Consider the following 22,989-nt stretch of genomic DNA (forward strand, 5'->3'; position numbering starts at 1 on the left):
GTCTCAGCGATTTTGAGGCCACCAACACCGGCAGTTTCAGCCAGCATGGTGAATAAATTAAAGGCAGGCCGCACGGACCGTAGGTCGGATAAGGCGTTAGCCGCCATCCGACAAAAAACGGCACCGCGGGTAGCCCGGATAAGGCGCTTTGCGCCGCTATCCGGGAACCGAAGAACAAAAAAGGCCGGGGCGCATGATGCGCACCCGGCCTTTTTTATCTCAGGGAGAGAGGGTTACACCACCATCCCCAGCAGCAGACAACCAACCAGGCCGCACACGGAAATGATGGTTTCCAGTACCGACCAGGACTTGATGGTCTCGCCAATGGTCAGGTTGAAATACTCTTTGAACAGCCAGAAACCTGGGTCGTTCACGTGGGAGAAGATAACGCTACCGGAACCCACGGCGATAACCATCAGCTCCGGGCTAACGCCGGTAGTGGCAATCAGCGGCGCGGCGATACCACCCGCGGTGATAGCGGCAACGGTAGCTGAACCCAGCGCAATACGCAGCACCGCAGCGATAGACCACGCCATAAACAGCGGTGACATATTGGATTCGTGCATGATAGAGGCGATGTACTTATCCATGCCGCTATCCACCAGCACCTGCTTGAAGGCGCCGCCGCCGCCGATGATTAACAGCATCATGGCAATGATTTTGATAGAGGAGGTCAGCGTATCGTTGATCTGCTCCATGGAACGGCCGCGATTGAGGCCGAAAGTGAACAGCGCGATCAGCACCGCAATCAGGGTCGCCATCACCGGGTCGCCGAAGAACTCGGCAACGGGCAGGAAGGCGTGTCCCTTCGGCAGAACCATCTCGGCGACGGCGCGCATTGCCATCAGGATCACCGGTACCAGAGAGGTCCAGACGCTGACGCCAAAGCCCGGCATCTCTTCTTCAGTGAAGGTTTTTGGGTTGTGCAGACCTTCCGGGATCGGCTTATCAATACCTTTCAGGAAACGGGCGAAAACCGGGCCGGCGAGAATAACCGTCGGGATAGCCAGAATTGTCCCGTAGAGCAGCGTTTTGCCCATATCGGCGTGGAAAATTGTCGCGATAGCGGTCGGGCCCGGGTGTGGCGGCAGGAAACCGTGGGTGACGGAGAGCGCCGCGGCCATCGGTACGCCAACGTACAGCAGCGGGATACGCGCGGAAGCGGCGATGGTAAAGACCAGCGGCAGCATCAGCACGAAACCGACTTCATAGAACAGGGCGAAACCGACGGTGAAACCGGTCAGTACAACGGCCCATTGAATATGTTTTTTACCGAATTTATCAATCAGGGTAGTGGCGATACGCTGCGCGCCGCCGCAGTCCGCCAGCATTTTACCGAGCATAGCGCCGAAGCCCATGATCAGTGCGAGGCTGCCGAGCGTGCCCCCGACGCCGTTTTTGATGGATACGATGACTTTATCCAGAGGCATACCCTGCATTAATCCGACGGCGAGCGCCACCAGAACCAGAGCGATGAAGCCGTTCATTTTGAAACGGATCATCAGCAACAATAACAGGGCAACCCCGATAGCTACGATGACTAATGGCATGATTTACCTGGCCTTAACTTGTTATGGGTAACGTTAAAGTCTGAACATCTACAGTATCCGTTCCGCAGAGGAACAAGGATGTCTTGCACCGTAAAGCTGGCTTATTCCTGACCCAGAGAAAGGATAGCTGGCTATTTTTTTGTCGGTGGTGCTTGCTGTGGATGATACGGGTAACATGTGAGCTTTGAGAATGCCCTGCGCGGGGTAAATTTTAAATATGAGACTTAAGTCATACTCTCTGCCGGGTTTTTGCCCTGATGGCTAGTCAGAAATGTTGTGCGGTAACATGCTGAAGGGAGAAGTCGCCCGGCAAACGGATTGTTGCCGGGCGAGAGGGGGAAGCTTAGTAGTAGGAGTGCTCGCCGCGCTGGTGTTCGGTCAGATCGCGCACGCCTTTCAGCTCCGGGAATTCGTTCAGCAGCTGCTTTTCGATCCCTTCTTTCAGGGTCACATCGACCATTGAGCAGCCGTTGCAACCGCCGCCGAACTGCAGGATAGCCAGACCGTCTTCGGTGATTTCCATCAGCGAAACGCGACCGCCGTGACCGGCCAGCTGTGGGTTGATCTGCGACTGCAGCAGGTACTCCACGCGCTCCATCAGCGGGGCATCGTCGGAAACCTTACGCATTTTGGCGTTCGGCGCTTTCAGCGTCAGCTGGGAACCGAGCTGGTCAGTGACGAAGTCGATTTCAGCATCTTCCAGATAAGGTGCGCTGAGTTCATCAACATACGCGGTCAGCTGTTCAAATTTCAGCGCCGTGTCGGTGTCTTCCACCGCATCCGGTGGGCAATAGGATACGCCGCACTCAGCGTTTGGGGTGCCGGGATTAATCACAAATACGCGAATTTGCGTCCCTTCTTCCTGATTTGCCAGCAGTTTGGCAAAGTGCGCTTGTGCAGCATCGGAAATACGGATCATAGCGTTGGCCTAATAGTTGACTATTTTACTGGGTTATAATACGCCCATCAGCGGGGGTCTACAAGGTACGGCACAAACACCATACCTGAACCGTCGCGGCGCCGTTTCGCAAAAGCAGGCGGGAAATCTCGGCGACGGTGCTTCCGGTTGTGACGACATCATCCACAATGGCGATATGGAGGCCCCGAACGGATAATTCAACCTGGAAAGCATTTTTCAGGTTCTGCTTACGTAATCTGGCGCTTAACTGATGCTGCGTTGCGGTACGCCGGCTTCGCGTCAGCGCATCGCCGCGCCAGGCGCAGCCCATCCAGCGCGCCAGCGGGCGACATAGCGCCTCGCTTTGGTTAAATCCCCGACGCCAATGACGGCGCTGCCACAGCGGCACGCTGACAATCCGATCCACTGGCGGCAGCCCGCAATTAAGGCGCAGGCGTAAAAGAAGCAGTCGCGCCAGCGCCGCCGCGAGTTCCGGATGACGGGCAAACTTAAACTGGTGTACCAGCCCGCTTAGCGGTGGGGCATAGCTATTCACCGTCACCAGCCGCTGCCAGGGCGGTGGTTTTTGCAGGCAGCGTCCACAGGGCAAGGCGGGCGCCAATGCCGGTAAACCGCACTGCGGGCAGAGCGATGGCGTGACGAGCAGCGAGGCGGTGCAGCGCGAGCACATCCCCCAGTGAGCCATGGCCAGCGGCATTTGGCATAGCCAGCATAAGCTGTGTGCTGTTAGCATAATTCCCCTCATAGTGATGGAAAGAGAACAGTAACTGATGAATGACATCTGGTGGCAAACCACGGGCGAAGGAAATTGTCATCTTGTGCTGCTGCACGGCTGGGGGCTGAATGCCAACGTATGGGATTGCATCACGCCGGAACTGGCTACGCATTTTACCCTTCACCTGGTGGATTTACCGGGCTATGGCCGCAGCGGTGGTTTTGGCGCCTTAACGCTTGAAGAGATGGCGCAGCAGGTCGTTGAAAAAGCGCCGGAGCAGGCTATCTGGCTTGGCTGGAGCCTGGGCGGGCTGGTAGCGAGCCTGGTGGCGCTGCAGCACCCGCAACGCGTGCAGGCGCTGGTGACCGTCGCTTCTTCGCCGTGTTTTGGCGCGCGCGATCAGTGGCCGGGGATTAAACCGGAAGTGCTGAGCGGCTTCCAGCAACAGCTGAGTGAAGATTTCCAGCGTACCGTCGAGCGTTTTCTTGCCCTACAAACCATGGGCACCGAAAGCGCGCGCCAGGACGCCCGGGCGCTGAAAAGCACCGTTCTGTCGCTGCCGATGCCGCCTGCCGAGGTTCTCAACGGCGGGCTGGAGATCCTCAAAACCGCCGATTTGCGTCAACCGCTCGCCGCGCTGACCATGCCGTTTTTGCGTCTCTATGGCCGACTGGATGGGCTGGTGCCGCGTAAAATCGTTCCTCTGTTGGATGAGCTGTGGCCGCAAAGTGAGTCTGTTGTCTTCGAAAAGGCGGCCCATGCGCCGTTTATTTCACATCCCCAGCCATTCTGTGAGCCTCTCATCGCGCTGAAAAACCGGCTGAATAATTATTTTTAGCGCCGCGTGGTAAATCATCAGGATCGGGCAATACTTAGGTTGTTGCGGTGGTTGATTATTTCGTTTTTGCCGCCGCAAACTAAAAATAACAACCTTATGGAGAGTAAAGGCTATGAAACTTGTTACAGGTATTGTTGCATCTCTGGTGATAGGCTCCCTCTCTTTTGGCGCGTTCGCGGCGAAAGAGATCCAGAAAGATGAAGTCGCGAAGATGAATCTGACCAAGGTCGGCAGCATCACGACTTCCCGTACCACGTCGCCGATGGACGCGAAGCGCGATCTGTCGAAGAAAGCGGATGAGTTGGGTGGTAAGTACTTCGTAGTGATTGCCGGCGAGAAGAACGAGAAGACGGTTCACGCGAACGCCGACGTGTATAAGTAAATCAGGTGCTCCCCGGATAAGGAGCTAGTCGCTATCCGGGGATATCCATTCAGCGCAAAGACCACCACTCCCGCAGACAGGCTTTCCCTTCCGGGCAACTTTTACAGCTGCCGGAAAGGCAGCCATCGGCATCTTCGGTCATCTTGACCGCTTTTCCCATCGCTTCCAGGCGGCTTAACATGGCGTCGATCAGCGGCCGTGGCGTATGCAGGCGGGCGCTCAGCTGAGCGGCTTCCATGCGCCCCTGCAGGGCCAGCATATCGCGAACGTCAATTAACGATGCCATGATGATTGCTCCTTAGTGGCAGTCGCCGGCTGGGCTCTGGCAGCAGGACGTTGGGGTTTTACGCGTCGCCAGCAGGGAAACATCCACCCGGCTACGCGCCCGACGCAACAGGCCAAAGACCACGACGTTAAACAGAATTACCGCCAGAATACACACCAGGCTGTAGCGCGGGTGTTGGCTAAAGCTCACGGTCTGGTAGTACAGCGTCGATAGCGAGTAGGCGATATTCAATCCCCACAACACCGAGAACATCATCCAACCGCGGCTGGACTCGCGGGCAATTGCTCCCATCACGGAAATGCATGGAATATAGAGCAGGACGAAGATCAGGTAGCTGTACGCGGCGGCGGCGCTGCCGAATTTACTGCCCATCACCCCCATGGCGCCGGTTTCCATTTCGCCATCGCCTTTGCTTGCTTCAATCGGGTTCGCCAGCACGCTCAGGCTAAAGGTGTCTTTCAGCCCCTGCCAGGTTTCATCGACGGCGGCTAACAGCTCATCGCCAAGGCTAAACTCCTGTGGGTTAAACTCTTCATTCTGGATATCTTCCGCGGTGTAGAGGGTGTTCAACGTACCGACCACCACTTCTTTCGCCATCGCGCCGGTAAACAGGCCGACGGTTGCCTGCCAGTTATCTTCATGCACGCCAATCGGCTTAAACACCGGGGTAATCACCCGGCTAACCGAAGCCAGCGCCGAGTCGTTGATGTTATCGACCACTTTGCCGCTGAGCGAGAAGCTGTTCAGCGCGCTGAGGAAAATACTGACGATGACGATGACCTTACCGGCGCGCAGGACGAAGCCTTTCAGGCGCTGCCAGGTCTGGATAACCAGGCTCTTGATGTGCGGTACGTGATACACCGGCAGCTCCATCACGAACGGCGAGGCTTCACCGCGCATAATGGTGTATTTGAGCATCAGCCCGGTGAGGATCGCCATCACGATGCCCAGTACGTACAGTGAGAAGACCGCCAGCGCGCCGTTCTGGCCGAAGAAGGCGGCGGCGAAGACCGCGAAAATCGCCAGTCGGGCGCCGCAGGACATAAACGGCGCCATCATAATGGTCATCAGCCGTTCACGCGGCGCATCCAGCGTACGGGCGCCCATAACGGAAGGCACGTTACAGCCGAAACCAACGATCAGCGGCACGAAGGATTTCCCCGGCAGGCCTAACGCCTGCATCAGGCGATCCATCACGAAGGCCGCGCGCGCCATATACCCGGAGTCCTCAAGGAAAGAGAGGAACAGGTACATCATGCCGATTTGCGGCACCAGCGGCAGCACGGTATTGATACCGCCGCCCAGCCCTTGCGCGAGGAACACGGTCAGCCAGTCCGGGAAGTGCAGGGTGTAGCCCAGCCACTGGATGCCGTGAATGAAGATAGCCACCGAGCCGGCGTCGAAAATCGGCTGCAGGGCGCCGCCGATGTTGATAGCCAGCAGGAACATCAGGTACATCACGAACAGGAAGATCGGTAAGCCGAGGAAGCGGTTAAGGATAATTTTATCCATCGCCGTGGTGAAGCGGCTCGGCTCAGCGGTCAGGGTGTTACTGACGGCATCGCATACCGCGGCGATACTTTGATAGCGGGCATCGGCGATATACAGCGCCGGATCGTCCATCTCGCCGCTCAGGTTGGCCAGCGCCAGATCCAGTTTATCGGCGGCGTTGCCGGCAAAGGCGCGGCTATAAATATCGCCTTCCAGCATCTGCAGCCCAAGCCAGCGGCGCTGACGCAGCGGCATATCAGCAGGCATCGCCTGCGCCAGCATATCGGCTTCGCGCTGCAGGGATTGCGGATAGTGCACCAGTTCCAGCGGCTGATTTTGCTCATGGCGGTCAAGCGCCATTTTCAGCGCTTCAATACCGCGGCCGCGGGTGGAGACCAGCGGAATCACCGGGCAGCCGAGGCGGGCCGCCAGCGCGTCGACGTCGATGCGGATTTGCTGTTTTTCGGCAATATCGAGCATGTTTAGCGCGACGACGCAGGGAATACCCAACTCCAGCAGCTGCAGAGTCAGATAGAGGTTACGTTCCAGGTTCGAGGCGTCGATGACGTTAATCAGCAGGTCGGCATCGCCGCTGAGAATATAGTGACAGGCAATTTGTTCATCGAGCGATGTTTGCGAGGAGATGGTGGTCAGCGAATAGGTTCCCGGCAGGTCGACCAGAGTAACCTGGTGGTCGGTGGTGGTGAAGGCGCCTTCTTTACGCTCAACGGTGACCCCCGCCCAGTTACCCACCCGCTGGCGCGCGCCGGTTAGCTGATTAAATAACGTTGTTTTGCCGGAATTAGGATTACCAATTAAACCAACGGTTAATTTTTTCATTTTTCAGACTCTTAGTGCCGGGTCAGGTGTTATTGCGCAACCGCTTCCAGTTCAATTAACGCGAGGTCTTTTTTACGTAATACCAGGCTCACGCGCCGGGTCTCAATATGAATAGGATCGCCCAGTGGCGCCACGCGCACGACATGAAACGAAGAACCGGGCAACATTCCCAGGGAGAGCAGTTTCTGCCTATAAGCCGGGCTAATATCGCGGGAAAAACCGGTGATTTTCCACGCACTATCAGGAGTGAATTGCATAGGGCCTACTTGTTATCGCTAACCGAAAAGAGAATTTCCAGGCGCGGCTATAAAAGCGGCGCTGGGGACTATAGCCAACGAAGAAGAATAAAACTTAACTGATAACGATGATAATGAGAATGGTTTGTATCATCAATACATGGCATGGATAATAAATGCGTTTTTCCGGGGTATTTGCTTATTTTTTGATATGACGCAAGAACCCTGTTGTAGCCAAAAATAAGTCAAAAATTAATTTATTCACTTAATGTTTAATAAAGGTTTCATTAGTTAACAGAATGAAACTTTATAAATTTCGAACTTATTGAAAGGTTACTGGAATATATTAATCGAGGCTCAGGCATTAAAAATGCGGAAAATTGCCCCTCGAAGAGGGGCTGGGAAGGATTAGCGTTTTTTGCCCATCGCGGCGGCCAGCGCATCCATCATCGCGCTGTTGCCGGCTGGCTGAGCATCGCGACCGCGCGGCTTCGCCGCTTTTGCCGCCGGGCGGTTACCCTGCGGGCGATCGTTGCCGCCGCCGCGGCGCGCGTTGCTGTCGCCCGGTTGTTCATCGAGGCGCATCGTTAACGCGATGCGTTTACGCGGCAGGTCCACTTCCATCACCTTCACTTTGACGATATCGCCCGCTTTGACCACGGTATGCGGGTCTTCAACGAACTTATTCGACAGCGAAGAGATGTGGACCAGGCCATCCTGGTGCACGCCGATATCGACGAAGGCGCCAAAGTTGGTGACGTTGGTGACCGCACCTTCCAGAATCATCCCCGGCAGCAGGTCGTTCATCGTCTCAACGCCGTCGGCGAACTGGGCGGTTTTAAACTCAGGGCGCGGATCGCGGCCCGGTTTTTCCAGCTCTTTGATGATATCGGATACCGTCGGCACCCCGAACTTATCATCGGTAAAATCAGAGGCTTTCAGGTTGCGCAGCTCGCTGCTGTTGCCCATCAGATCTTTCAGCGCCTGCTGGGTAGCGGCCAGAATACGCTCGACCACCGGGTAGGCTTCCGGGTGAACGGTCGAGGCGTCAAGCGGGTTGTCGCCGTGGTTAATGCGCAGGAAGCCGGCGCACTGTTCAAAGGCTTTTGGCCCCAGACGGCTTACCTTCAGCAACTGCTGGCGGTTGTGGAACTGGCCGTTCTCGTCGCGCCAGGCGACGATATTCTGCGCCATCATACGGGTCAGGCCCGCGACGCGGGTCAACAGCGCCACCGAGGCGGTGTTAAGGTCGACGCCAACGGCGTTTACGCAGTCTTCTACTACCGCATCCAGCTTACGCGCCAGCTGCGTCTGGCTAACGTCATGCTGATACTGGCCGACGCCGATTGATTTCGGATCGATTTTCACCAGCTCGGCCAGCGGATCCTGCAGACGGCGGGCGATAGAGACCGCGCCGCGTAGGGAAACATCGAGGTCCGGGAACTCCTGCGCCGCCAGTTCGGAAGCCGAGTAGACCGACGCGCCGGCTTCGCTGACGATTACTTTCTGGGCGGTCACTTTCGGGAACTGTTTTTGCACGTCGAGGAAGAAACGCTCGGTCTCGCGGGAAGCGGTACCGTTGCCGATAGCCACCAGCTCAACGTTATGTTTCTCGCACAGCGCCGCCACCACGACGGCGGCTTTAGCCGCCTGGCCGGTATGCGGGTAGATGGTATCGGTGGCCACCAGTTTGCCGGTGCCGTCGACTACCGCCACTTTGACGCCGGTACGCAGGCCTGGGTCAAGTCCCATGGTGGCGCGCAGGCCGGCAGGCGCGGCCATCAGCAGGTCATGAAGGTTACGGGCGAATACGTTAATCGCTTCGTCTTCCGCGCGTTCGCGCACGGTGCCCATTAATTCGGTTTCGAGGTGCATCAGCACCTTGATGCGCCAGGTCCAGCTGACGACGCCTTTGCGCCAGCTGTCCGCCGGGGCGTTATTCAGGCGCAGGCCGAGATGATCGATAATGATCTGCTCGCAGTGGCTCTCTTTCGGCGGCTCATCAAACTGCGGGTCGGCGTTGAGCGACAGCTGCAGCACGCCCTCATTGCGCCCGCGGAACATCGCCAGCGCGCGGTGCGACGGCACGGAAGCGATCGGTTCATGGTGGTCGAAGTAATCGCGGAATTTAGCGCCTTCTTCTTCCTTGCCGCTGACGACGCTGGCCACCAGATGAGCGTTTTTCCACAGATAATCACGTACTTTCGCCAGCAGGGCGGCGTCTTCCGCGAAGCGTTCCATCAGGATATAGCGCGCGCCGTCGAGAGCGGCTTTGCTATCCGCCACGCCTTTATCGGCATCGATATAGTTTGCCGCTTCGGTTTCCGGATCGTGGGAAGGCTCATTCCACAGCAGATCGGCCAGCGGTTCGAGACCGGCTTCAATGGCGATTTGCCCGCGGGTGCGGCGTTTGGGTTTGTACGGCAGGTAGAGATCTTCGAGCTCGGTTTTGCTGAGGGTGGCGTTGATGGCTTTTTCCAGCGCTTCGCTGAGCTTGCCCTGTTCGCCGATCGATTTGAGGATCGCCTGGCGGCGGTCTTCCAGTTCGCGCAGATACCCGAGGCGAGTTTCCAGATTACGCAGCTGCGTGTCATCCAGACCGCCGGTGACTTCCTTACGATAACGTGCAATAAACGGCACGGTGTTCCCTTCATCAAGCAGGCGAACGGCAGCTTCTACCTGTTCGGCTCTGGCCTGAAGTTCACCCGCAATAATGCGGCAGAGCGAATCATTCATCATCGGTTTTATTCATCATTAGGGTCAAAAATCAGGGGATAGTTATACGGGCTGCCAGGCTAAAATGCCAGCCGCGACCGGGTTCTCTCGGAATGTTCCGGCGCTATTTCACGTATTCAATTTCATTGACGTACCAGCTGGCTTCGCCCGCCGGAGTGTTAACGATAGCCAGGTCGCCCACCTCTTTCTTCAGTAAAGCGCGCGCCATTGGCGAATCGATGGAGATATAGTCTTTGCGGCCGAAGATTTCATCGTAGCCGACAATGCGAAAGCGCTTGGTATCGCCATCGTCGTTCTCGATCTCCACCCACGCGCCGAAGAACACTTTGCCTTCCTGCTGCGGGGAATAATCGACGATTTTGAGATTTTCCAGACACTTGGTGAGATAACGCACCCGGCGGTCAATCTCGCGCAGGCGCTTTTTATTGTACTGATAATCGGCGTTTTCACTGCGGTCGCCAAGACTCGCCGCCCAGGTCACTTTCTTGGTGACTTCCGGGCGCTCTGTACGCCACAAGTAATCCATCTCTTGCTTCAGTTTTTCATACCCTTCACGGGTGATCAGCGGCGTTTTCATCTGTGGTTCATCCAAAATAATCTCGTCCCGCCGTACCTTAACCAGCCGTTTCGGCAAGGTAAAGCGCCAGGCGCAGAAATCACGGCTACTGGCTGCGGGTAAAAATGGTAATCACCTGATCAATATGATTTTTCATTGCTTTCTTTGCCGCACGTACGTCGTGGGCCTCAATGGCTTCAAGGATCGCGCGATGCTCCTGTTCCGAGCGATGCGGCATATCGTCCGGGGTGTAATGGCGCTGCAGCATGCGGAACATACTGCCGTAGCGGTGGCCGAGCAGGTGGCCGATGATAAACGCGTACGCCGGGTTGCCGCTGGCCTGAGCGATACGGATATGGAACAGGCGGTCGCCGGGATGGGTGGTTGAACCGGCACGGTTATCGCGACAGTTTTGCTCAAAGGCCTCGCGGATAGCGGCCAGCTCTTCGGGGCTGGCATGACGCGCCGCCAGCGCGGCGGTTTCCGGTTCGATTAACAGGCGCGCCTGCAGCAGAGAAAAGGGCGGTAGTTCGGCGTTAAAATCGAGGTCTATGTTGAGTTCGTCGTCGATCTCCGTCCACTGGTCGCGGCCGGCCTGCGCCATCACTGGCTCTTTGGTGGCGACGAGCGGCGTTTGCGATTTGACGATTACCCCGTTGCCGACGCGCACGTCCACCAGGCCAATCACCTCCAGCGCAATCAGCGCTTCGCGTACCGATGCGCGGCTGACGTTCAACTGCTGGGCTAAATCTCGCTCAGACGGAAGACGACTGCCGGGCGGAAATTCGTTGTTCTCAATTAATCGCTTGAGTTGGTCTGCTATCTGTCTGTAAATCCTTGGGTTTTCCAGTCTGGTAATCGGCATGTTTCACCTTTGCTCATGCGATAGACAGTGATAAAGCGCACAAATATTGGCCAGCACACTTGAGTGTTTGTTAGTCGAGTGTAATTAATTGGTTAACCAATGTGCCGTTTGTGGCCGTTTTTGCAACATCTAAGCTTCACGATAGCGGGTTATGCCTGACTTGTCATGCGAAAGGTCAGGCCTTTGACTACCACCAATGGCCTGACCATTAGTCCTTTAGACCAGGGGAGAGAAATGGAACTAACCGGAAAACGCGTTCTGATTACCGCCGCAGGGCAGGGGATTGGCAATAGCTGCGCGCGGCTATTTGCCGCCGCCGGCGCGGAAGTGATTGCCAGCGATATCAACATTGCCGGATTGAGCGATATCCCCGGCGTACAGCCGCTGCAGCTGGATGTCACCCGCGCGGATGCGATTGCCGCCGCCGCGGAAACGCTGGGCCCGCTGGATGTGTTGTTCAACTGCGCCGGGGTGGTGCATAGCGGCAGCATTCTTGAATGTAGCGAGCGGGAGTGGCAGTTCGCCCTCGATCTGAATGTCACCGCCATGTTCCACACGATTCGCGCCTTTTTGCCGGCGATGATCGCCCGCGGCGGCGGTTCGATTATCAACATGTCATCGGTAGCTTCCAGCGTGAAAGGAGTACCAAACCGCTTCGCCTACAGCGCCAGTAAAGCGGCGGTCATTGGCCTGACCCGCTCGGTAGCGGCGGATTTCGTCACCCAGGGCATTCGTTGTAATGCGATTTGTCCGGGCACCGTCGATTCACCTTCCCTACGCGGACGTATTGCCGAGCAGGCGCGCGAGCAGGGGCTGAGCGAAGAGGCGGTTTATGAGGCGTTTGTCGCCCGCCAGCCCATTGGCCGCATCGGCAAGCCGGAAGAGATCGCCCAACTGGCGCTGTACCTGGCTTCCGACGCCAGCGCCTACACCACCGGCACGGTGCAGATTATTGACGGCGGTTGGAGCAACTAACCGCGCGGCGCTTTATTTCACTATCAGGAAAACGCATGAAATTACTTCGTTTTGGCAATCCCGGCAGCGAGCGTCCGGGCGTACTCGATAACGACGGCCGCTTGCGCGACCTATCGAACTATGTGACCGATCTGCGCGGCGACGCGCTGCTGCCGGAGAGTCTGGCGCGTCTGCGCCAGCTGGATCTCTACAGCCTGCCGCTGGTTGATGGCAATCCGCGTATTGGCGCCTGTGTTGGCGGTATCGGTAAGTTTATCTGCATCGGCCTGAACTATGCCGATCACGCCGCGGAGACCGGCGCCGATATTCCGCAGGAGCCGGTGGTATTCAGCAAGTGGACCAGCGCGGTGGTCGGGCCTAACGACAACGTGATTATCCCGCGCGGTTCGCAAAAGACCGACTGGGAAGTCGAATTAGGGGTAGTGATTGGCAAAGGCGGGCGCTATATCGACGAGCGCGACGCCATGCAGCACGTTGCTGGCTACTGCGTGATTAATGACGTCTCCGAACGTGAATATCAAATTGAGCGCGGCGGCACCTGGGATAAGGGCAAAGGCTGCGACACGTTCGGGCCGACCGGCCCCTGGCTGGTGACCGCCGATGAAATCCCCGATCCCAACGCGCTTAACCTGTGGCTGGAGGTCGACGGCAAGCGCTATCAGGACGGCAACACCCGCACCATGATTTTCAAAGTGCCCTATATCATCAGCTACCTGAGCCGCTTTATGAGCCTGCAGCCGGGCGATGTCATCTCCACCGGTACGCCGCCGGGGGTGGGTATGGGCCAGAAACCGCAGCCGGTTTATTTACGCGCCGGCCAGACTATTCGTTTGGGCATTGAAGGGTTGGGCGAACAGCAGCAGCTGACCGTGGAGGACAAACAATGACGCAAATTACCGCCCTGCGGGTAGAGGATATTCGCTTCCCCACTTCGCAGCAGTTGGACGGCTCCGATGCGATGAATCCCGACCCGGATTACTCCGCCGCCTACGTGATCCTCGAAACCGACAATCCTAAGCTCACCGGTCACGGGTTGACCTTCACCATTGGCCGCGGCAACGAAATTTGCTGCGCGGCGATTCAGGCGCTGGAGCATTTAATCGTCGGCGAGCAACTCGAGACGATCGCCGCCGATATGGGCGCCTTCTGGCGGCGCTTTACCAGCGATAGCCAGCTGCGCTGGATTGGCCCGGACAAAGGGGCGATTCACCTGGCGACCGGCGCGGTGGTCAATGCGGTGTGGGATCTGTGGGCGAAGGCCGAAGGCAAACCGGTCTGGCGACTGGTCGCCGATATGAGCCCGGCTGAGCTGGTGCGCTGTATCGATTTTCGCTACATCACCGACTGCATTACCCCGGAGGAGGCGCTGCGCCTGCTGGAAAGCCGTGAGGAGGGCAAAGCCCAGCGTCTCGAACAGCTACAGGCGCAGGGTTATCCGTGCTACACCACCTCAGCGGGCTGGCTGGGATACGGTGATGAAAAACTGCGTCGCCTTTGTCAGCAGGCGGTGGACGCCGGTTTCTCGCATATCAAGCTGAAGGTCGGGCGTGATATTGAAGATGATATCCGCCGCGTGCGCATTGCCCGGGAAGTGATTGGCCCCGAGCGGAAATTGATGATTGACGCCAACCAGGTATGGGAAGTGGACGCCGCCATTCCATGGGTCAAAGCGTTGGCCTTCGCCAACCCGTGGTTTATCGAAGAGCCGACCAGCCCGGATGATATCGAAGGCCACCGCAAGATCCGCGAAAACATCGGCGCGGTGAAGGTCGCCACCGGCGAGATGTGCCAGAACCGGATTATGTTCAAACAGTTCATTATGCGCGGCGCGATTGACGTGGTGCAGATCGATGCCTGCCGGTTAGGCGGCGTCAACGAAGTGCTGGCGGTGATGCTGATGGCGGCGAAGTACAACCTGCCGGTTTGCCCGCACGCCGGCGGCGTCGGACTGTGCGAATACGTCCAGCACCTGTCGATGATTGACTACCTGTGCATCGCCGGTACCCATGAAGGGCGGGTGATTGAGTTTGTCGACCATCTGCACGAGCACTTCCTGCACCCTTGCGAAATCCGCGGCGCAGCTTATATGCCGCCGCAGGCGCCGGGCTACTCGATTGAAATGCATCAGGCTTCTATCGAGCAGTACCGCTACCGTGGAGAAGCGCATGTTGCGCATTGACGCCCACCACCACTACTGGCGCTATCAGCCACAGGATTACCCGTGGATTGATGACGACATGCCGCAACTGCGCCGGGATTTTTACCCTCCGCAGCTCCAGCCGCTGCTGGCGCAGCACCGGCTCGATGGCGCGGTGGTGGTGCAGGCGCGTCATGATGAAAACGAAACCGCCTGGCTGGTGGCGCAGGTTTCTCAGGCGGTTGGCGTATGCGGCGTAGTGGGCTGGCTGGATATTACCGCCGCGGATCTCGAGGACAAGCTGACGCAGTGGCGCGACCAGCTGTGCGGGTTGCGCCATCAGGTGCAGGATGAAGCCGATCCGGCAGCGTGGCTTGAGCGCGAGGCGGTCTCGCGAGGAATGCAGCAGTTGCAGCGCCAGGGCTATAGCTGGGATCTGTTGGTTACCCATCGTCATCTCGCGGCGGCGGCACGCTTTGCCGCCCGCCACGATGATCACTGGCTGGTACTCGACCATTTCGGCAAGCCGGATATCGCGCGCGGCGCGGCCCATTGGGCCGAACAGGCGCGGCCGCTGGCGGCGCTACCGCACGTGGCGCTTAAGCTTTCTGGTCTGGTGACCGAGGCCGCGGGCGGATGCTGGACCGAGCAGCAACTGCTGCCTTTCTTCGACGCCGCGCTGGGGCTGTTTGGCCCGCAGCGGCTGATGTTTGGTTCCGACTGGCCGGTATGCCTGCTGGCGGCGGAGTACCGCCAGGTTTACCAGCTGTGCGAAACGGCGCTGGCCCCGCTGACGGAAACGCAGCGGTCAGCTATCTGGGGCGGCACTGCCTGTCGGGTTTATGGTTTAACGGAGGCGAAGCGTGGATCTATTTCTTAAAGACAAAGTGGTTATCGTCACCGGCGGCGGCTCGGGGATCGGCGCGGCGGTAACGCAACTGCTGGCGGAAGAGGGGGCGGTGCCGGTCATCGTCACTAACGCCCAGCCAGAGCAGGGGTTTATGGATAGGCTGAAGCAAATCGCGCCGCAAAGTGAGCTGATTATCGCCGACCTGTGCCAGGAGGCTGAATGCGCCAGGGCGGTGAGCCAGGTGCTGGCGCGCTTTGGTCGTATTGATGCGCTGGTGAATAACGCCGGAGTGAACGATGGCGTAGGGCTCGAGGCCGGGCGTGAGGCGTTTCTCGGATCGCTTGAAAAAAACCTGATCCACTACTATCAGATGGCCCACCTATGCCGCGAAGCGTTAGAGGCGGCGCGGGGGGCTATCGTCAATATCGCCTCGAAAACCGCGCTCAGCGGCCAGGGCGGCACCAGCGGCTATACCGCGGCGAAAGGGGCGGTGCTGGCATTAACCCGTGAATGGGCGGTATCGCTGCGCGAGAGCGGCGTGCGGGTCAACGCGGTGGTGCCGGCAGAAGTGCTGACGCCGCAGTACCAGCGCTGGATAAATACCTTCCCTGACCCGCAGCGGCAGATGGCGGCGATTAACCAACGCATCCCGTTGGGCAAACGCATGACCACGCCGGAAGAGATCGCCAATACCGTGGTGTTTCTTATCTCCTCGCGTGCGTCGCACACTACCGGGCAGTGGTTATCGGTGGATGGCGGGTATTTGCATCTCGACAGGGCGCTGTCATGAGCGTTACCGCCGCGCGGCGGCGACTGTGTCAGGCGTTGGATTTGGTCGATTCGGCAGAGAAAATTGCCGAATACCAGCGTCTGCATGAACGTATCTGGCCGGAAGTCGCCGGGCATCTGCGCGCCCATGGCGTGCTGGATATGGAGATTTACCGGCTTGGCACGCGGCTGTTTATGGTGATGGAGGTCGCCGGGGATTTCGATGGCGAACGCTTTGCTCAGCACAGCCTGAACCACCCGGTCATTCAGCGCTGGGAAGCGCTGATGTGGCAATACCAGGTTCCCACCCCCTGGACGCCGGCAGGCGAAAAATGGGTGTCGATGGAGCGCATATTCTCTTTGCAGGATCAATAAAACAACTCTGTACTCTACTGAGGATCTCACCATGCTAGTGAATAAAACGGCGGAGCCGCTGGCGGCCCGCGCCGGGGCGACCCCTAATCTGCGCTGGGCATTTATGCTGGTCACCAGCCTGTTCTTTATGTGGGGGCTCTCTTACGGCCTGCTCGATGTTCTCAATAAACATTTTCAGGAGACCCTGCACGTCACCAAAGCGCAGTCCGGTTTACTGCAGGCGGCCTATTTTGGCGCCTACTTCCTGGTGGCGCTGCCCGCCGGCTACTTTATGGATAAACGCGGTTATAAAGCGGGGATCCTGGTCGGCTTGTGCCTGTATGCGCTTGGCGCGCTGCTGTTTGTGCCGGCGGCGAGCGTGAATAGCTTTGCGCTGTTCCTGTTCGCGCTGTTTGTGATTGCCTGTGGATTAGGTTGTCTTGAGACCGCGGCGAACCCTTATGCGACGGTACTTGGCGATAGTAAAGGCGCCGAGCGGCGGTTGAATCTGGCGCAGTCGTTTAACGGACTGGGGCAATTTATTGGCCCGCTGATCGGCGGCACGCTGTTCTTTTCAGCTACTCAGGGCGATACCGGCGATCAGAGCTCGGTAAAAATCACCTATGTCGCTATCGCCGTGCTGGTGCTGGCCATCGCGTTGCTGTTCCGCCGCACGCCGATGCCGGATATTCGCGAAGAGGAGGGCAGTCAGCAAGAAGCGGCGCAGGGGCTGTGGCAGCATCGCCACTTTACCGGCGGGGTTATCGCCCAGTTCTTTTATGTTGCCGCGCAGGTCGGCGTGGGTGCGTTCTTTATCAACTATGCGACCGAGCACTGGCATGGCGTGACAAACCAGCACGCTTCCTATCTGCTGTCGATTGCGATGATTAGCTTTATGGTCGGTCGTTTCTTCAGTACCTGGCTGATGGGGCGGGTGCAGGCGGCGACGCTGCTGATGGTGTATTCGTTGGTCAATATCGTGCTCTGCGGTCTGGTGATGATGAGTATCGACGGCGTGTCGGTGGTGGCGCTGATTGCAGTCTTCTTTTTTATGTCGATTATGTTCCCGACCATTTTCGCGCTGGGCGTTAAAAATATGGGCAGCCATACCAAACGCGCCAGCTCGTTTATGATTATGGCCATCGTCGGCGGGGCGATTATGCCTTACTTTATGGGGGCGCTGGCCGACCGCTACAGCACCGCGCTGGCCTATGGGTTGCCGCTGCTATGCTTCCTGGTGGTGCTGTGGTACGGCATGAGCCAACGACGCGCGTAAGCGGCAAAATTAGCTAAAAAGGCGGAGGAGACCCTCCGCCTTTTTCTTTTTTGTCGCGCCGGTGGTAAATTTTGCTCAGAATGACGGGTATAAACTGCTGTTTAATATGCTTTGTAACAATTTCGACTAGAATATATACCAGATTTGGCTGGTCGTATTAGCGTGGGTTTTTAAGAATACGCACTAACGATTGCAGTGAACCTTTGGGAGTACAAACAATGCAAGAGAATTATAAGATTCTGGTTGTGGATGACGACATGCGCCTGCGCGCGCTGCTGGAACGTTATCTGACCGAGCAGGGCTTCCAGGTTCGTAGCGTGGCGAACGCTGAACAGATGGATCGCCTGCTGACCCGTGAATCCTTCCACCTGATGGTGCTGGATCTGATGCTGCCGGGCGAAGATGGTTTATCTATCTGCCGCCGTCTGCGTAGTCAGAGCAACCCGATGCCGATCATTATGGTGACGGCGAAAGGGGAAGAAGTGGACCGTATCGTGGGGCTGGAAATCGGCGCCGATGACTACATTCCTAAACCGTTTAACCCGCGTGAACTGCTGGCCCGTATCCGCGCCGTGCTGCGCCGCCAGGCGAACGAGCTGCCGGGCGCGCCATCGCAAGAAGAAGCGGTGATCGCTTTTGGCAAATTTAAACTGAACCTCGGCACCCGCGAGATGTTCCGTGAAGATGAGCCGATGCCGCTCACCAGCGGTGAGTTCGCGGTATTAAAAGCGCTGGTTAGCCATCCGCGTGAACCGCTGTCCCGCGATAAGCTGATGAACCTTGCCCGCGGCCGCGAGTACTCGGCGATGGAGCGTTCCATCGACGTACAAATCTCCCGCCTGCGCCGCATGGTGGAAGAAGATCCGGCGCATCCGCGCTACATCCAGACCGTTTGGGGACTAGGCTACGTCTTCGTGCCGGACGGTTCTAAGGCATGAAGCGCGTGCGTTTTTCGCCGCGAAGCTCATTTGCCCGCACCCTGTTACTGATCGTCACCCTGCTGTTCGTCAGCCTGGTGACGACCTATCTGGTGGTGCTGAATTTCGCGATCCTGCCGAGCCTGCAGCAGTTTAACAAGGTGCTGGCATACGAAGTCCGTATGCTGATGACCGATAAACTGCAGCTGGAAGACGGCACCCAACTGGTGGTTCCGCCGGCGTTTCGCCGCGAAATTTACCGCGAGCTGGGGATTTCGCTCTATTCCAATGAGGCGGCGGAAGACGCAGGGCTGCGCTGGGCGCAGCATTATGAATTCTTAAGCCAGCAGATGGCGCACCAGCTTGGCGGGCCGACCGAAGTGCGGGTTGAGGTCAACAAAAGCTCGCCGGTGGTGTGGCTGAAGACCTGGCTGTCGCCGAATATCTGGGTGCGGGTGCCGCTGACTGAAATCCATCAGGGCGATTTCTCGCCGCTATTCCGTTATACGCTGGCGATAATGCTGCTGGCCATTGGCGGCGCGTGGCTATTCATCCGTATCCAGAACCGGCCGCTGGTCGATCTGGAGCACGCCGCGCTGCAGGTCGGACGTGGGATTATTCCGCCGCCCCTACGCGAGTACGGCGCGTCGGAAGTGCGTTCGGTAACCCGCGCCTTCAACCATATGGCCGCCGGGGTCAAACAGCTGGCGGATGACCGTACGCTGCTGATGGCCGGGGTCAGCCACGATTTGCGCACGCCGTTGACGCGGATCCGGCTGGCGACGGAGATGATGGGCGAACAGGACGGCTATCTTGCCGAGTCGATCAATAAAGATATCGAAGAGTGCAACGCCATCATCGAGCAGTTTATTGATTACCTGCGCACCGGCCAGGAGATGCCGATGGAGCTTGCGGATCTCAATGCCGTGTTAGGCGAAGTGATCGCCGCCGAAAGCGGCTACGAGCGGGAAATCGCCACCGATCTGCAGGCCGGAGAAATTCCGCTGCGCCTGCATCCGCTATCGATTAAACGCGCGCTAGCCAATATGGTGGTGAACGCCGCTCGTTACGGTAAGGGCTGGATTAAAGTCAGCAGCGGCAGCGAAGCCAGCCGTGCCTGGTTCCAGGTGGAAGATGACGGCCCGGGAATTAAACCGGAACAGCGCGAACATCTGTTCCAGCCGTTTGTGCGCGGCGATAGCGCCCGTAGCACCAGCGGCACCGGGCTGGGGCTGGCGATAGTGCAGCGTATTATCGACAATCATAACGGTCGCCTGGAGATTGGCACCAGCGAACGCGGCGGCCTGCTGATCCGCGCCTGGCTACCAATCCCGGTGCATCGCGCGCTGTCGCCGGCGAAGCCTGCGAAAGAGAGTTGATTAGCGTATAAAAATAAAAAAGCCGGGCATCGCCCGGCTTTGTTGTCTCTGTGACCTGATTAACGCTTCGGACCGGCCGCAACCAGCGCAGCGCCGGCCGGTGTATCGGTATATTTCTCGAAGTTCTCAATAAACAGTTTCGCCAGCTGATCGGCTTTCTCCTGCCACTGCTCCGGAGAACCGTAGGTATTACGCGGGTCGAGGATATGGGTATCGACGCCCGGCAGCTCGGTTGGGATCTGCAGGTTGAACATCGGCAGGGTGAAGGTTTCGGCATTATCCAGCGAACCGTCGAGGATGGCGTCGATAATCGCGCGGGTATCTTTAATTGAGATACGTTTACCGGTACCGTTCCAGCCGGTGTTGACCAGGTAAGCCTGGGCGCCGGAAGCCTGCATGCGTTTCACCAGCACTTCAGCGTACTGCGTCGGGTGCAGCGACAGGAACGCGGCGCCGAAGCAGGCGGAGAAGGTTGGGGTCGGCTCGGTGACGCCGCGCTCGGTACCGGCCAGCTTGGCGGTAAAGCCAGACAGGAAGTGGTACTGAGTCTGGTCAGCGGTCAGGCGTGAAACCGGCGGCAATACGCCAAAGGCGTCGGCGGTCAGAAAGATAACTTTGGTGGCGTGACCGGCTTTCGACACCGGCTTAACGATATTTTCGATATGGTCGATCGGGTAGGAGACGCGGGTGTTCTCGGTCTTCGAACCGTCATCAAAATCGATGGTGCCGTCAGCCCGTACCACGACGTTTTCCAGCAGCGCATCGCGGCGGATCGCGTGATAGATATCCGGCTCGTTGGCTTCCGACAGCTTAATGGTCTTCGCGTAGCAGCCGCCTTCGAAGTTAAATACGCCGTCATCATCCCATCCGTGCTCGTCATCGCCAATCAGGCGGCGTTTCGGGTCGGTGGAGAGGGTGGTTTTACCGGTGCCGGAGAGGCCGAAGAACACGGCGACATCGCCTTTTTCGCCGACGTTAGCGGAGCAGTGCATCGAAGCGATGCCCTGCAGCGGCAGCAGGTAGTTCATGATCGAGAACATCCCTTTCTTCATTTCGCCGCCGTACCAGGTACCGCCGATGAGCTGGATGCGCTCGGTCAGGTTGAAAGCCACGAAGTTTTCGGAGTTCAGACCCTGCTCTTTCCACTGCGGGTTGGTGCACTTCGCGCCGTTCATGACGATAAAGTCCGGCTCGAAGGCTGCCAGTTCTTCTTCGCTCGGGCGAATGAACATGTTCTTAACAAAGTGTGCCTGCCAGGCGACTTCAGTAATGAAGCGCACGCTGAGGCGGGTGTCGGCGTTGGCGCCGCAGAAGGCGTCGACGATAAACAGGCGTTTGCCCGACAGCTGGTGAGTCACCAGACCTTTCAGGTGCTGCCAGGTTTCCTGGGAGAGCGGCTTGTTGTCGTTCTTGCCATTGCCTTTATCAGACCACCACACGGTATCGCGAGTGGTATCGTCACGGACGATATATTTATCTTTCGGCGAACGGCCGGTGAAAATGCCGGTATCGACGGCGATGGCGCCAAGATTGGTTAATACGCCACGCTCATAACCTTCCAGTTTCGGGTCGAGCTCTTCCTGATACAGCGTATCGAAGCTCGGGTTGTGGACAATTTCCTGGACGTCATTGATACCGTAAGCCTTGAGATCCTGCGGGGTTAAACTATTAACGCGCATGTCACTGCTCCTTAGCCAATATGTACTGCTTTAAATTGTAGGGTTTCTTTCAGGGAATAGACCGCGACCAGGCTCATAGATTTACGTATCTCGACAAACGCCTTTCTTACGAAAAACACAGTGACTCCTGTCACGAAGTGCGCGTGATTATCTCAGGAAAACGGCCGCAGGTGGCGATAGATGTTTCCGAATGGTTAAAAAGTAATTAAAAAAACTGCTGAAATGTGAATGTAATCGCTTTCTTGAAAGAAAGTTACGTAACTCTTTCAGTGAAAATCGATTCAACACGCGGTCGAAATAGTTGACGCCAGGCGCGGCGGGTCAGAAAAACCCGGCAACGCCCGGCGAGAGGGGCGATTAGTGTACCTGCGGATCCGCCGGCGAGGCGTTATTGCGGATCTCGGCGATATCCATCGCGTTGAACAGATAATGATTACCGCAGTAGTCGCAATGCATATCAATTTCGCCTTCGTCGGCGAGGATGCTGTCGACTTCTTCATCCGGCAGCGTCTTCAGCGCATCGGCGCAGCGCTGGCGAGAACAGGTGCATTTGAACTCGACGTCTTGCGGGTCGTATACCGTCACCTCTTCCTCATGGTACAGGCGCCATAATACATCGGTCGCCGGCAGGGTGAACAGCTCTTCCGCCTTGATGGTCTCGGTCAGGGTCGCCAGATGCTCGAAGTCGTTAAGCTGCGCGTCCTGAGCCGGCATCACCTGCAGCAGCATGCCGCCAGCCACCGCTTTACCGTCGTGCTCGCCGGTACGAATGAACAGGCGGGTCGGCAGCTGTTCGGAACGCTGGAAGTAATCTTCCAGGCATGCCGCCAGGGTATCGCCTTCCAGGCCAACAACGCCCTGATAGCGCTCGCCTTCCTGTGGAGAGATGGTAATGACCAGGTAGCCGTTGCCAACCAGCGTTTTCAGGTCCGCGCCTTCCGGGATTTCACCCTGAACGCGAGCGACGCCGCGCAGCTGCTGCTGGTTATTGCCGTTGATCACCGCCAGCGAGAGCGGGCCGTCGCCCTGCAGCTGAACGGTAATATCGCCGGCGAACTTCAGCGTGGCGGTCAGAAGGCTGGTGGCGACCAGCAGCTCCGACAGCACGGTTTTCACCGGCTGCGGGTAGCTATGGTTGGCCAGGATCTGTTCCAACGTGTCCGATACGGTGACCAGTTCACCGCGCACGGCATAGTTTTCAAACAGATAACGATGTAATTGATCGTGTTGAGTCATAATC

General features: G+C 57.7%; 22 protein-coding genes. 11 read left to right on the forward strand and 11 right to left on the reverse strand.

The window, feature by feature from the left end; all coding sequences use genetic code 11:
- Positions 1–233: 233 nt before the first annotated feature.
- From gntT to gntX, 3 genes are all read right to left on the reverse strand, one after another.
- Positions 234–1,550: a gluconate transporter gene (gntT, locus tag ABLU80_RS17055; RefSeq protein WP_015369355.1), complete on the reverse strand. Its 1,317-nt coding sequence runs from the start codon at positions 1,548–1,550 to the stop codon at positions 234–236.
- Between the two features lie 343 nt (positions 1,551–1,893).
- Positions 1,894–2,469, reverse strand: a complete 576-nt coding sequence (gene nfuA, locus ABLU80_RS17060; RefSeq protein ID WP_015369356.1) for a Fe-S biogenesis protein NfuA — start codon at positions 2,467–2,469, stop codon at positions 1,894–1,896.
- A gap of 58 nt (positions 2,470–2,527) precedes the next feature.
- Positions 2,528–3,202 carry a DNA utilization protein GntX gene (gene gntX, locus ABLU80_RS17065; RefSeq protein ID WP_032706492.1) on the reverse strand — a complete coding sequence of 225 codons (675 nt, stop codon included), beginning with the start codon at positions 3,200–3,202 and terminating at the stop codon, positions 2,528–2,530.
- A 37-nt stretch (positions 3,203–3,239) separates the two neighbouring features.
- Between gntX and bioH the strand changes: the two genes are divergently transcribed.
- The gene (gene bioH / locus ABLU80_RS17070) at positions 3,240–4,022 is read left to right on the forward strand and encodes a pimeloyl-ACP methyl ester esterase BioH (protein WP_032713170.1); all 783 of its coding nucleotides are present in this window, start codon (positions 3,240–3,242) and stop codon (positions 4,020–4,022) included.
- Between the two features lie 112 nt (positions 4,023–4,134).
- A complete protein-coding gene (locus ABLU80_RS17075) occupies positions 4,135–4,404 on the forward strand; it encodes a YdgH/BhsA/McbA-like domain containing protein (RefSeq protein WP_015369359.1) in 270 nt (89 codons plus the stop codon).
- A 49-nt stretch (positions 4,405–4,453) separates the two neighbouring features.
- On the opposite strand, the gene feoC is transcribed toward ABLU80_RS17075, so the two are convergent.
- The 6 genes from feoC to ABLU80_RS17105 form a co-directional block, all read right to left on the reverse strand.
- Entirely contained in the window at positions 4,454–4,690 is a 237-nt protein-coding gene (feoC, locus tag ABLU80_RS17080; protein ID WP_015369360.1) for a [Fe-S]-dependent transcriptional repressor FeoC, read from the reverse strand.
- 12 nt (positions 4,691–4,702) lie between these two features.
- Positions 4,703–7,021 carry a Fe(2+) transporter permease subunit FeoB gene (feoB, locus tag ABLU80_RS17085; RefSeq protein WP_015703678.1) on the reverse strand — a complete coding sequence of 773 codons (2,319 nt, stop codon included), beginning with the start codon at positions 7,019–7,021 and terminating at the stop codon, positions 4,703–4,705.
- A gap of 29 nt (positions 7,022–7,050) precedes the next feature.
- The gene (gene feoA, locus ABLU80_RS17090) at positions 7,051–7,278 is read right to left on the reverse strand and encodes a ferrous iron transporter A (protein WP_015703677.1); all 228 of its coding nucleotides are present in this window, start codon (positions 7,276–7,278) and stop codon (positions 7,051–7,053) included.
- Between the two features lie 387 nt (positions 7,279–7,665).
- The gene (locus tag ABLU80_RS17095) at positions 7,666–9,996 is read right to left on the reverse strand and encodes a Tex family protein (RefSeq protein ID WP_015703676.1); all 2,331 of its coding nucleotides are present in this window, start codon (positions 9,994–9,996) and stop codon (positions 7,666–7,668) included.
- Between the two features lie 100 nt (positions 9,997–10,096).
- Positions 10,097–10,570 carry a transcription elongation factor GreB gene (gene greB / locus ABLU80_RS17100; protein WP_015703675.1) on the reverse strand — a complete coding sequence of 158 codons (474 nt, stop codon included), beginning with the start codon at positions 10,568–10,570 and terminating at the stop codon, positions 10,097–10,099.
- Positions 10,571–10,655: 85 nt separating this feature from the next.
- A complete protein-coding gene (locus tag ABLU80_RS17105; protein ID WP_015369365.1) occupies positions 10,656–11,414 on the reverse strand; it encodes a FadR/GntR family transcriptional regulator in 759 nt (252 codons plus the stop codon).
- Between the two features lie 234 nt (positions 11,415–11,648).
- Here ABLU80_RS17105 and ABLU80_RS17110 point away from each other — a divergent pair, with 234 nt between their 5' ends.
- The 9 genes from ABLU80_RS17110 (at position 11,649) to envZ (ending at position 20,070) form a co-directional block, all read left to right on the forward strand.
- Entirely contained in the window at positions 11,649–12,389 is a 741-nt protein-coding gene (locus ABLU80_RS17110; RefSeq protein ID WP_015703673.1) for an SDR family oxidoreductase, read from the forward strand.
- 35 nt (positions 12,390–12,424) lie between these two features.
- The gene (locus ABLU80_RS17115; RefSeq protein ID WP_020077791.1) at positions 12,425–13,276 is read left to right on the forward strand and encodes a fumarylacetoacetate hydrolase family protein; all 852 of its coding nucleotides are present in this window, start codon (positions 12,425–12,427) and stop codon (positions 13,274–13,276) included.
- Entirely contained in the window at positions 13,273–14,568 is a 1,296-nt protein-coding gene (locus ABLU80_RS17120) for an L-fuconate dehydratase (RefSeq protein WP_015369368.1), read from the forward strand. Before ABLU80_RS17115 ends, ABLU80_RS17120 begins: the two co-directional genes overlap by 4 nt.
- Positions 14,555–15,406, forward strand: a complete 852-nt coding sequence (locus tag ABLU80_RS17125) for an amidohydrolase family protein (RefSeq protein WP_032709295.1) — start codon at positions 14,555–14,557, stop codon at positions 15,404–15,406. Before ABLU80_RS17120 ends, ABLU80_RS17125 begins: the two co-directional genes overlap by 14 nt.
- Positions 15,390–16,166: an SDR family oxidoreductase gene (locus tag ABLU80_RS17130; RefSeq protein WP_032709293.1), complete on the forward strand. Its 777-nt coding sequence runs from the start codon at positions 15,390–15,392 to the stop codon at positions 16,164–16,166. Before ABLU80_RS17125 ends, ABLU80_RS17130 begins: the two co-directional genes overlap by 17 nt.
- The gene (locus tag ABLU80_RS17135; protein ID WP_015369371.1) at positions 16,163–16,519 is read left to right on the forward strand and encodes an L-rhamnose mutarotase; all 357 of its coding nucleotides are present in this window, start codon (positions 16,163–16,165) and stop codon (positions 16,517–16,519) included. Before ABLU80_RS17130 ends, ABLU80_RS17135 begins: the two co-directional genes overlap by 4 nt.
- 31 nt (positions 16,520–16,550) lie before the next feature.
- Positions 16,551–17,774 carry an L-fucose:H+ symporter permease gene (gene fucP, locus ABLU80_RS17140; protein ID WP_020077794.1) on the forward strand — a complete coding sequence of 408 codons (1,224 nt, stop codon included), beginning with the start codon at positions 16,551–16,553 and terminating at the stop codon, positions 17,772–17,774.
- Between the two features lie 218 nt (positions 17,775–17,992).
- Positions 17,993–18,712, forward strand: a complete 720-nt coding sequence (ompR, locus tag ABLU80_RS17145) for a two-component system response regulator OmpR (RefSeq protein ID WP_001157751.1) — start codon at positions 17,993–17,995, stop codon at positions 18,710–18,712.
- Entirely contained in the window at positions 18,709–20,070 is a 1,362-nt protein-coding gene (envZ, locus tag ABLU80_RS17150) for a two-component system sensor histidine kinase EnvZ (protein WP_015369373.1), read from the forward strand. The genes ompR and envZ overlap by 4 nt, the downstream gene beginning before the upstream one ends.
- 59 nt (positions 20,071–20,129) lie before the next feature.
- On the opposite strand, the gene pckA is transcribed toward envZ, so the two are convergent.
- Complete coding sequence (pckA, locus tag ABLU80_RS17155) at positions 20,130–21,749, reverse strand: phosphoenolpyruvate carboxykinase (ATP) (protein ID WP_015703667.1); 1,620 nt, start codon at positions 21,747–21,749, stop codon at positions 20,130–20,132.
- A gap of 357 nt (positions 21,750–22,106) precedes the next feature.
- Entirely contained in the window at positions 22,107–22,985 is an 879-nt protein-coding gene (gene hslO, locus ABLU80_RS17160) for an Hsp33 family molecular chaperone HslO (protein WP_015703666.1), read from the reverse strand.
- Between the last annotated feature and the right edge of the window lie 4 nt (positions 22,986–22,989).

This window comes from Klebsiella sp. CN_Kp104 (assembly GCF_040064515.1).
Lineage (GTDB): Bacteria > Pseudomonadota > Gammaproteobacteria > Enterobacterales > Enterobacteriaceae > Klebsiella > Klebsiella aerogenes.

What these genes read in the sequence shown, in the direction of transcription:
- gntT (WP_015369355.1), bottom strand. Translation starts at nt 1,550, where the DNA reads ATGCCATTAGTCATCGTAGCTATCGGGGTTGCCCTGTTATTGTTGCTG.
- nfuA (WP_015369356.1), bottom strand. Translation starts at nt 2,469, where the DNA reads ATGATCCGTATTTCCGATGCTGCACAAGCGCACTTTGCCAAACTGCTG.
- gntX (WP_032706492.1), bottom strand. Translation starts at nt 3,202, where the DNA reads ATGCTAACAGCACACAGCTTATGCTGGCTATGCCAAATGCCGCTGGCC.
- bioH (WP_032713170.1), top strand. Translation starts at nt 3,240, where the DNA reads ATGAATGACATCTGGTGGCAAACCACGGGCGAAGGAAATTGTCATCTT.
- ABLU80_RS17075 (WP_015369359.1), top strand. Translation starts at nt 4,135, where the DNA reads ATGAAACTTGTTACAGGTATTGTTGCATCTCTGGTGATAGGCTCCCTC.
- feoC (WP_015369360.1), bottom strand. Translation starts at nt 4,690, where the DNA reads ATGGCATCGTTAATTGACGTTCGCGATATGCTGGCCCTGCAGGGGCGC.
- feoB (WP_015703678.1), bottom strand. Translation starts at nt 7,021, where the DNA reads ATGAAAAAATTAACCGTTGGTTTAATTGGTAATCCTAATTCCGGCAAA.
- feoA (WP_015703677.1), bottom strand. Translation starts at nt 7,278, where the DNA reads ATGCAATTCACTCCTGATAGTGCGTGGAAAATCACCGGTTTTTCCCGC.
- ABLU80_RS17095 (WP_015703676.1), bottom strand. Translation starts at nt 9,996, where the DNA reads ATGATGAATGATTCGCTCTGCCGCATTATTGCGGGTGAACTTCAGGCC.
- greB (WP_015703675.1), bottom strand. Translation starts at nt 10,570, where the DNA reads ATGAAAACGCCGCTGATCACCCGTGAAGGGTATGAAAAACTGAAGCAA.
- ABLU80_RS17105 (WP_015369365.1), bottom strand. Translation starts at nt 11,414, where the DNA reads ATGCCGATTACCAGACTGGAAAACCCAAGGATTTACAGACAGATAGCA.
- ABLU80_RS17110 (WP_015703673.1), top strand. Translation starts at nt 11,649, where the DNA reads ATGGAACTAACCGGAAAACGCGTTCTGATTACCGCCGCAGGGCAGGGG.
- ABLU80_RS17115 (WP_020077791.1), top strand. Translation starts at nt 12,425, where the DNA reads ATGAAATTACTTCGTTTTGGCAATCCCGGCAGCGAGCGTCCGGGCGTA.
- ABLU80_RS17120 (WP_015369368.1), top strand. Translation starts at nt 13,273, where the DNA reads ATGACGCAAATTACCGCCCTGCGGGTAGAGGATATTCGCTTCCCCACT.
- ABLU80_RS17125 (WP_032709295.1), top strand. Translation starts at nt 14,555, where the DNA reads ATGTTGCGCATTGACGCCCACCACCACTACTGGCGCTATCAGCCACAG.
- ABLU80_RS17135 (WP_015369371.1), top strand. Translation starts at nt 16,163, where the DNA reads ATGAGCGTTACCGCCGCGCGGCGGCGACTGTGTCAGGCGTTGGATTTG.
- fucP (WP_020077794.1), top strand. Translation starts at nt 16,551, where the DNA reads ATGCTAGTGAATAAAACGGCGGAGCCGCTGGCGGCCCGCGCCGGGGCG.
- ompR (WP_001157751.1), top strand. Translation starts at nt 17,993, where the DNA reads ATGCAAGAGAATTATAAGATTCTGGTTGTGGATGACGACATGCGCCTG.
- envZ (WP_015369373.1), top strand. Translation starts at nt 18,709, where the DNA reads ATGAAGCGCGTGCGTTTTTCGCCGCGAAGCTCATTTGCCCGCACCCTG.
- pckA (WP_015703667.1), bottom strand. Translation starts at nt 21,749, where the DNA reads ATGCGCGTTAATAGTTTAACCCCGCAGGATCTCAAGGCTTACGGTATC.
- hslO (WP_015703666.1), bottom strand. Translation starts at nt 22,985, where the DNA reads ATGACTCAACACGATCAATTACATCGTTATCTGTTTGAAAACTATGCC.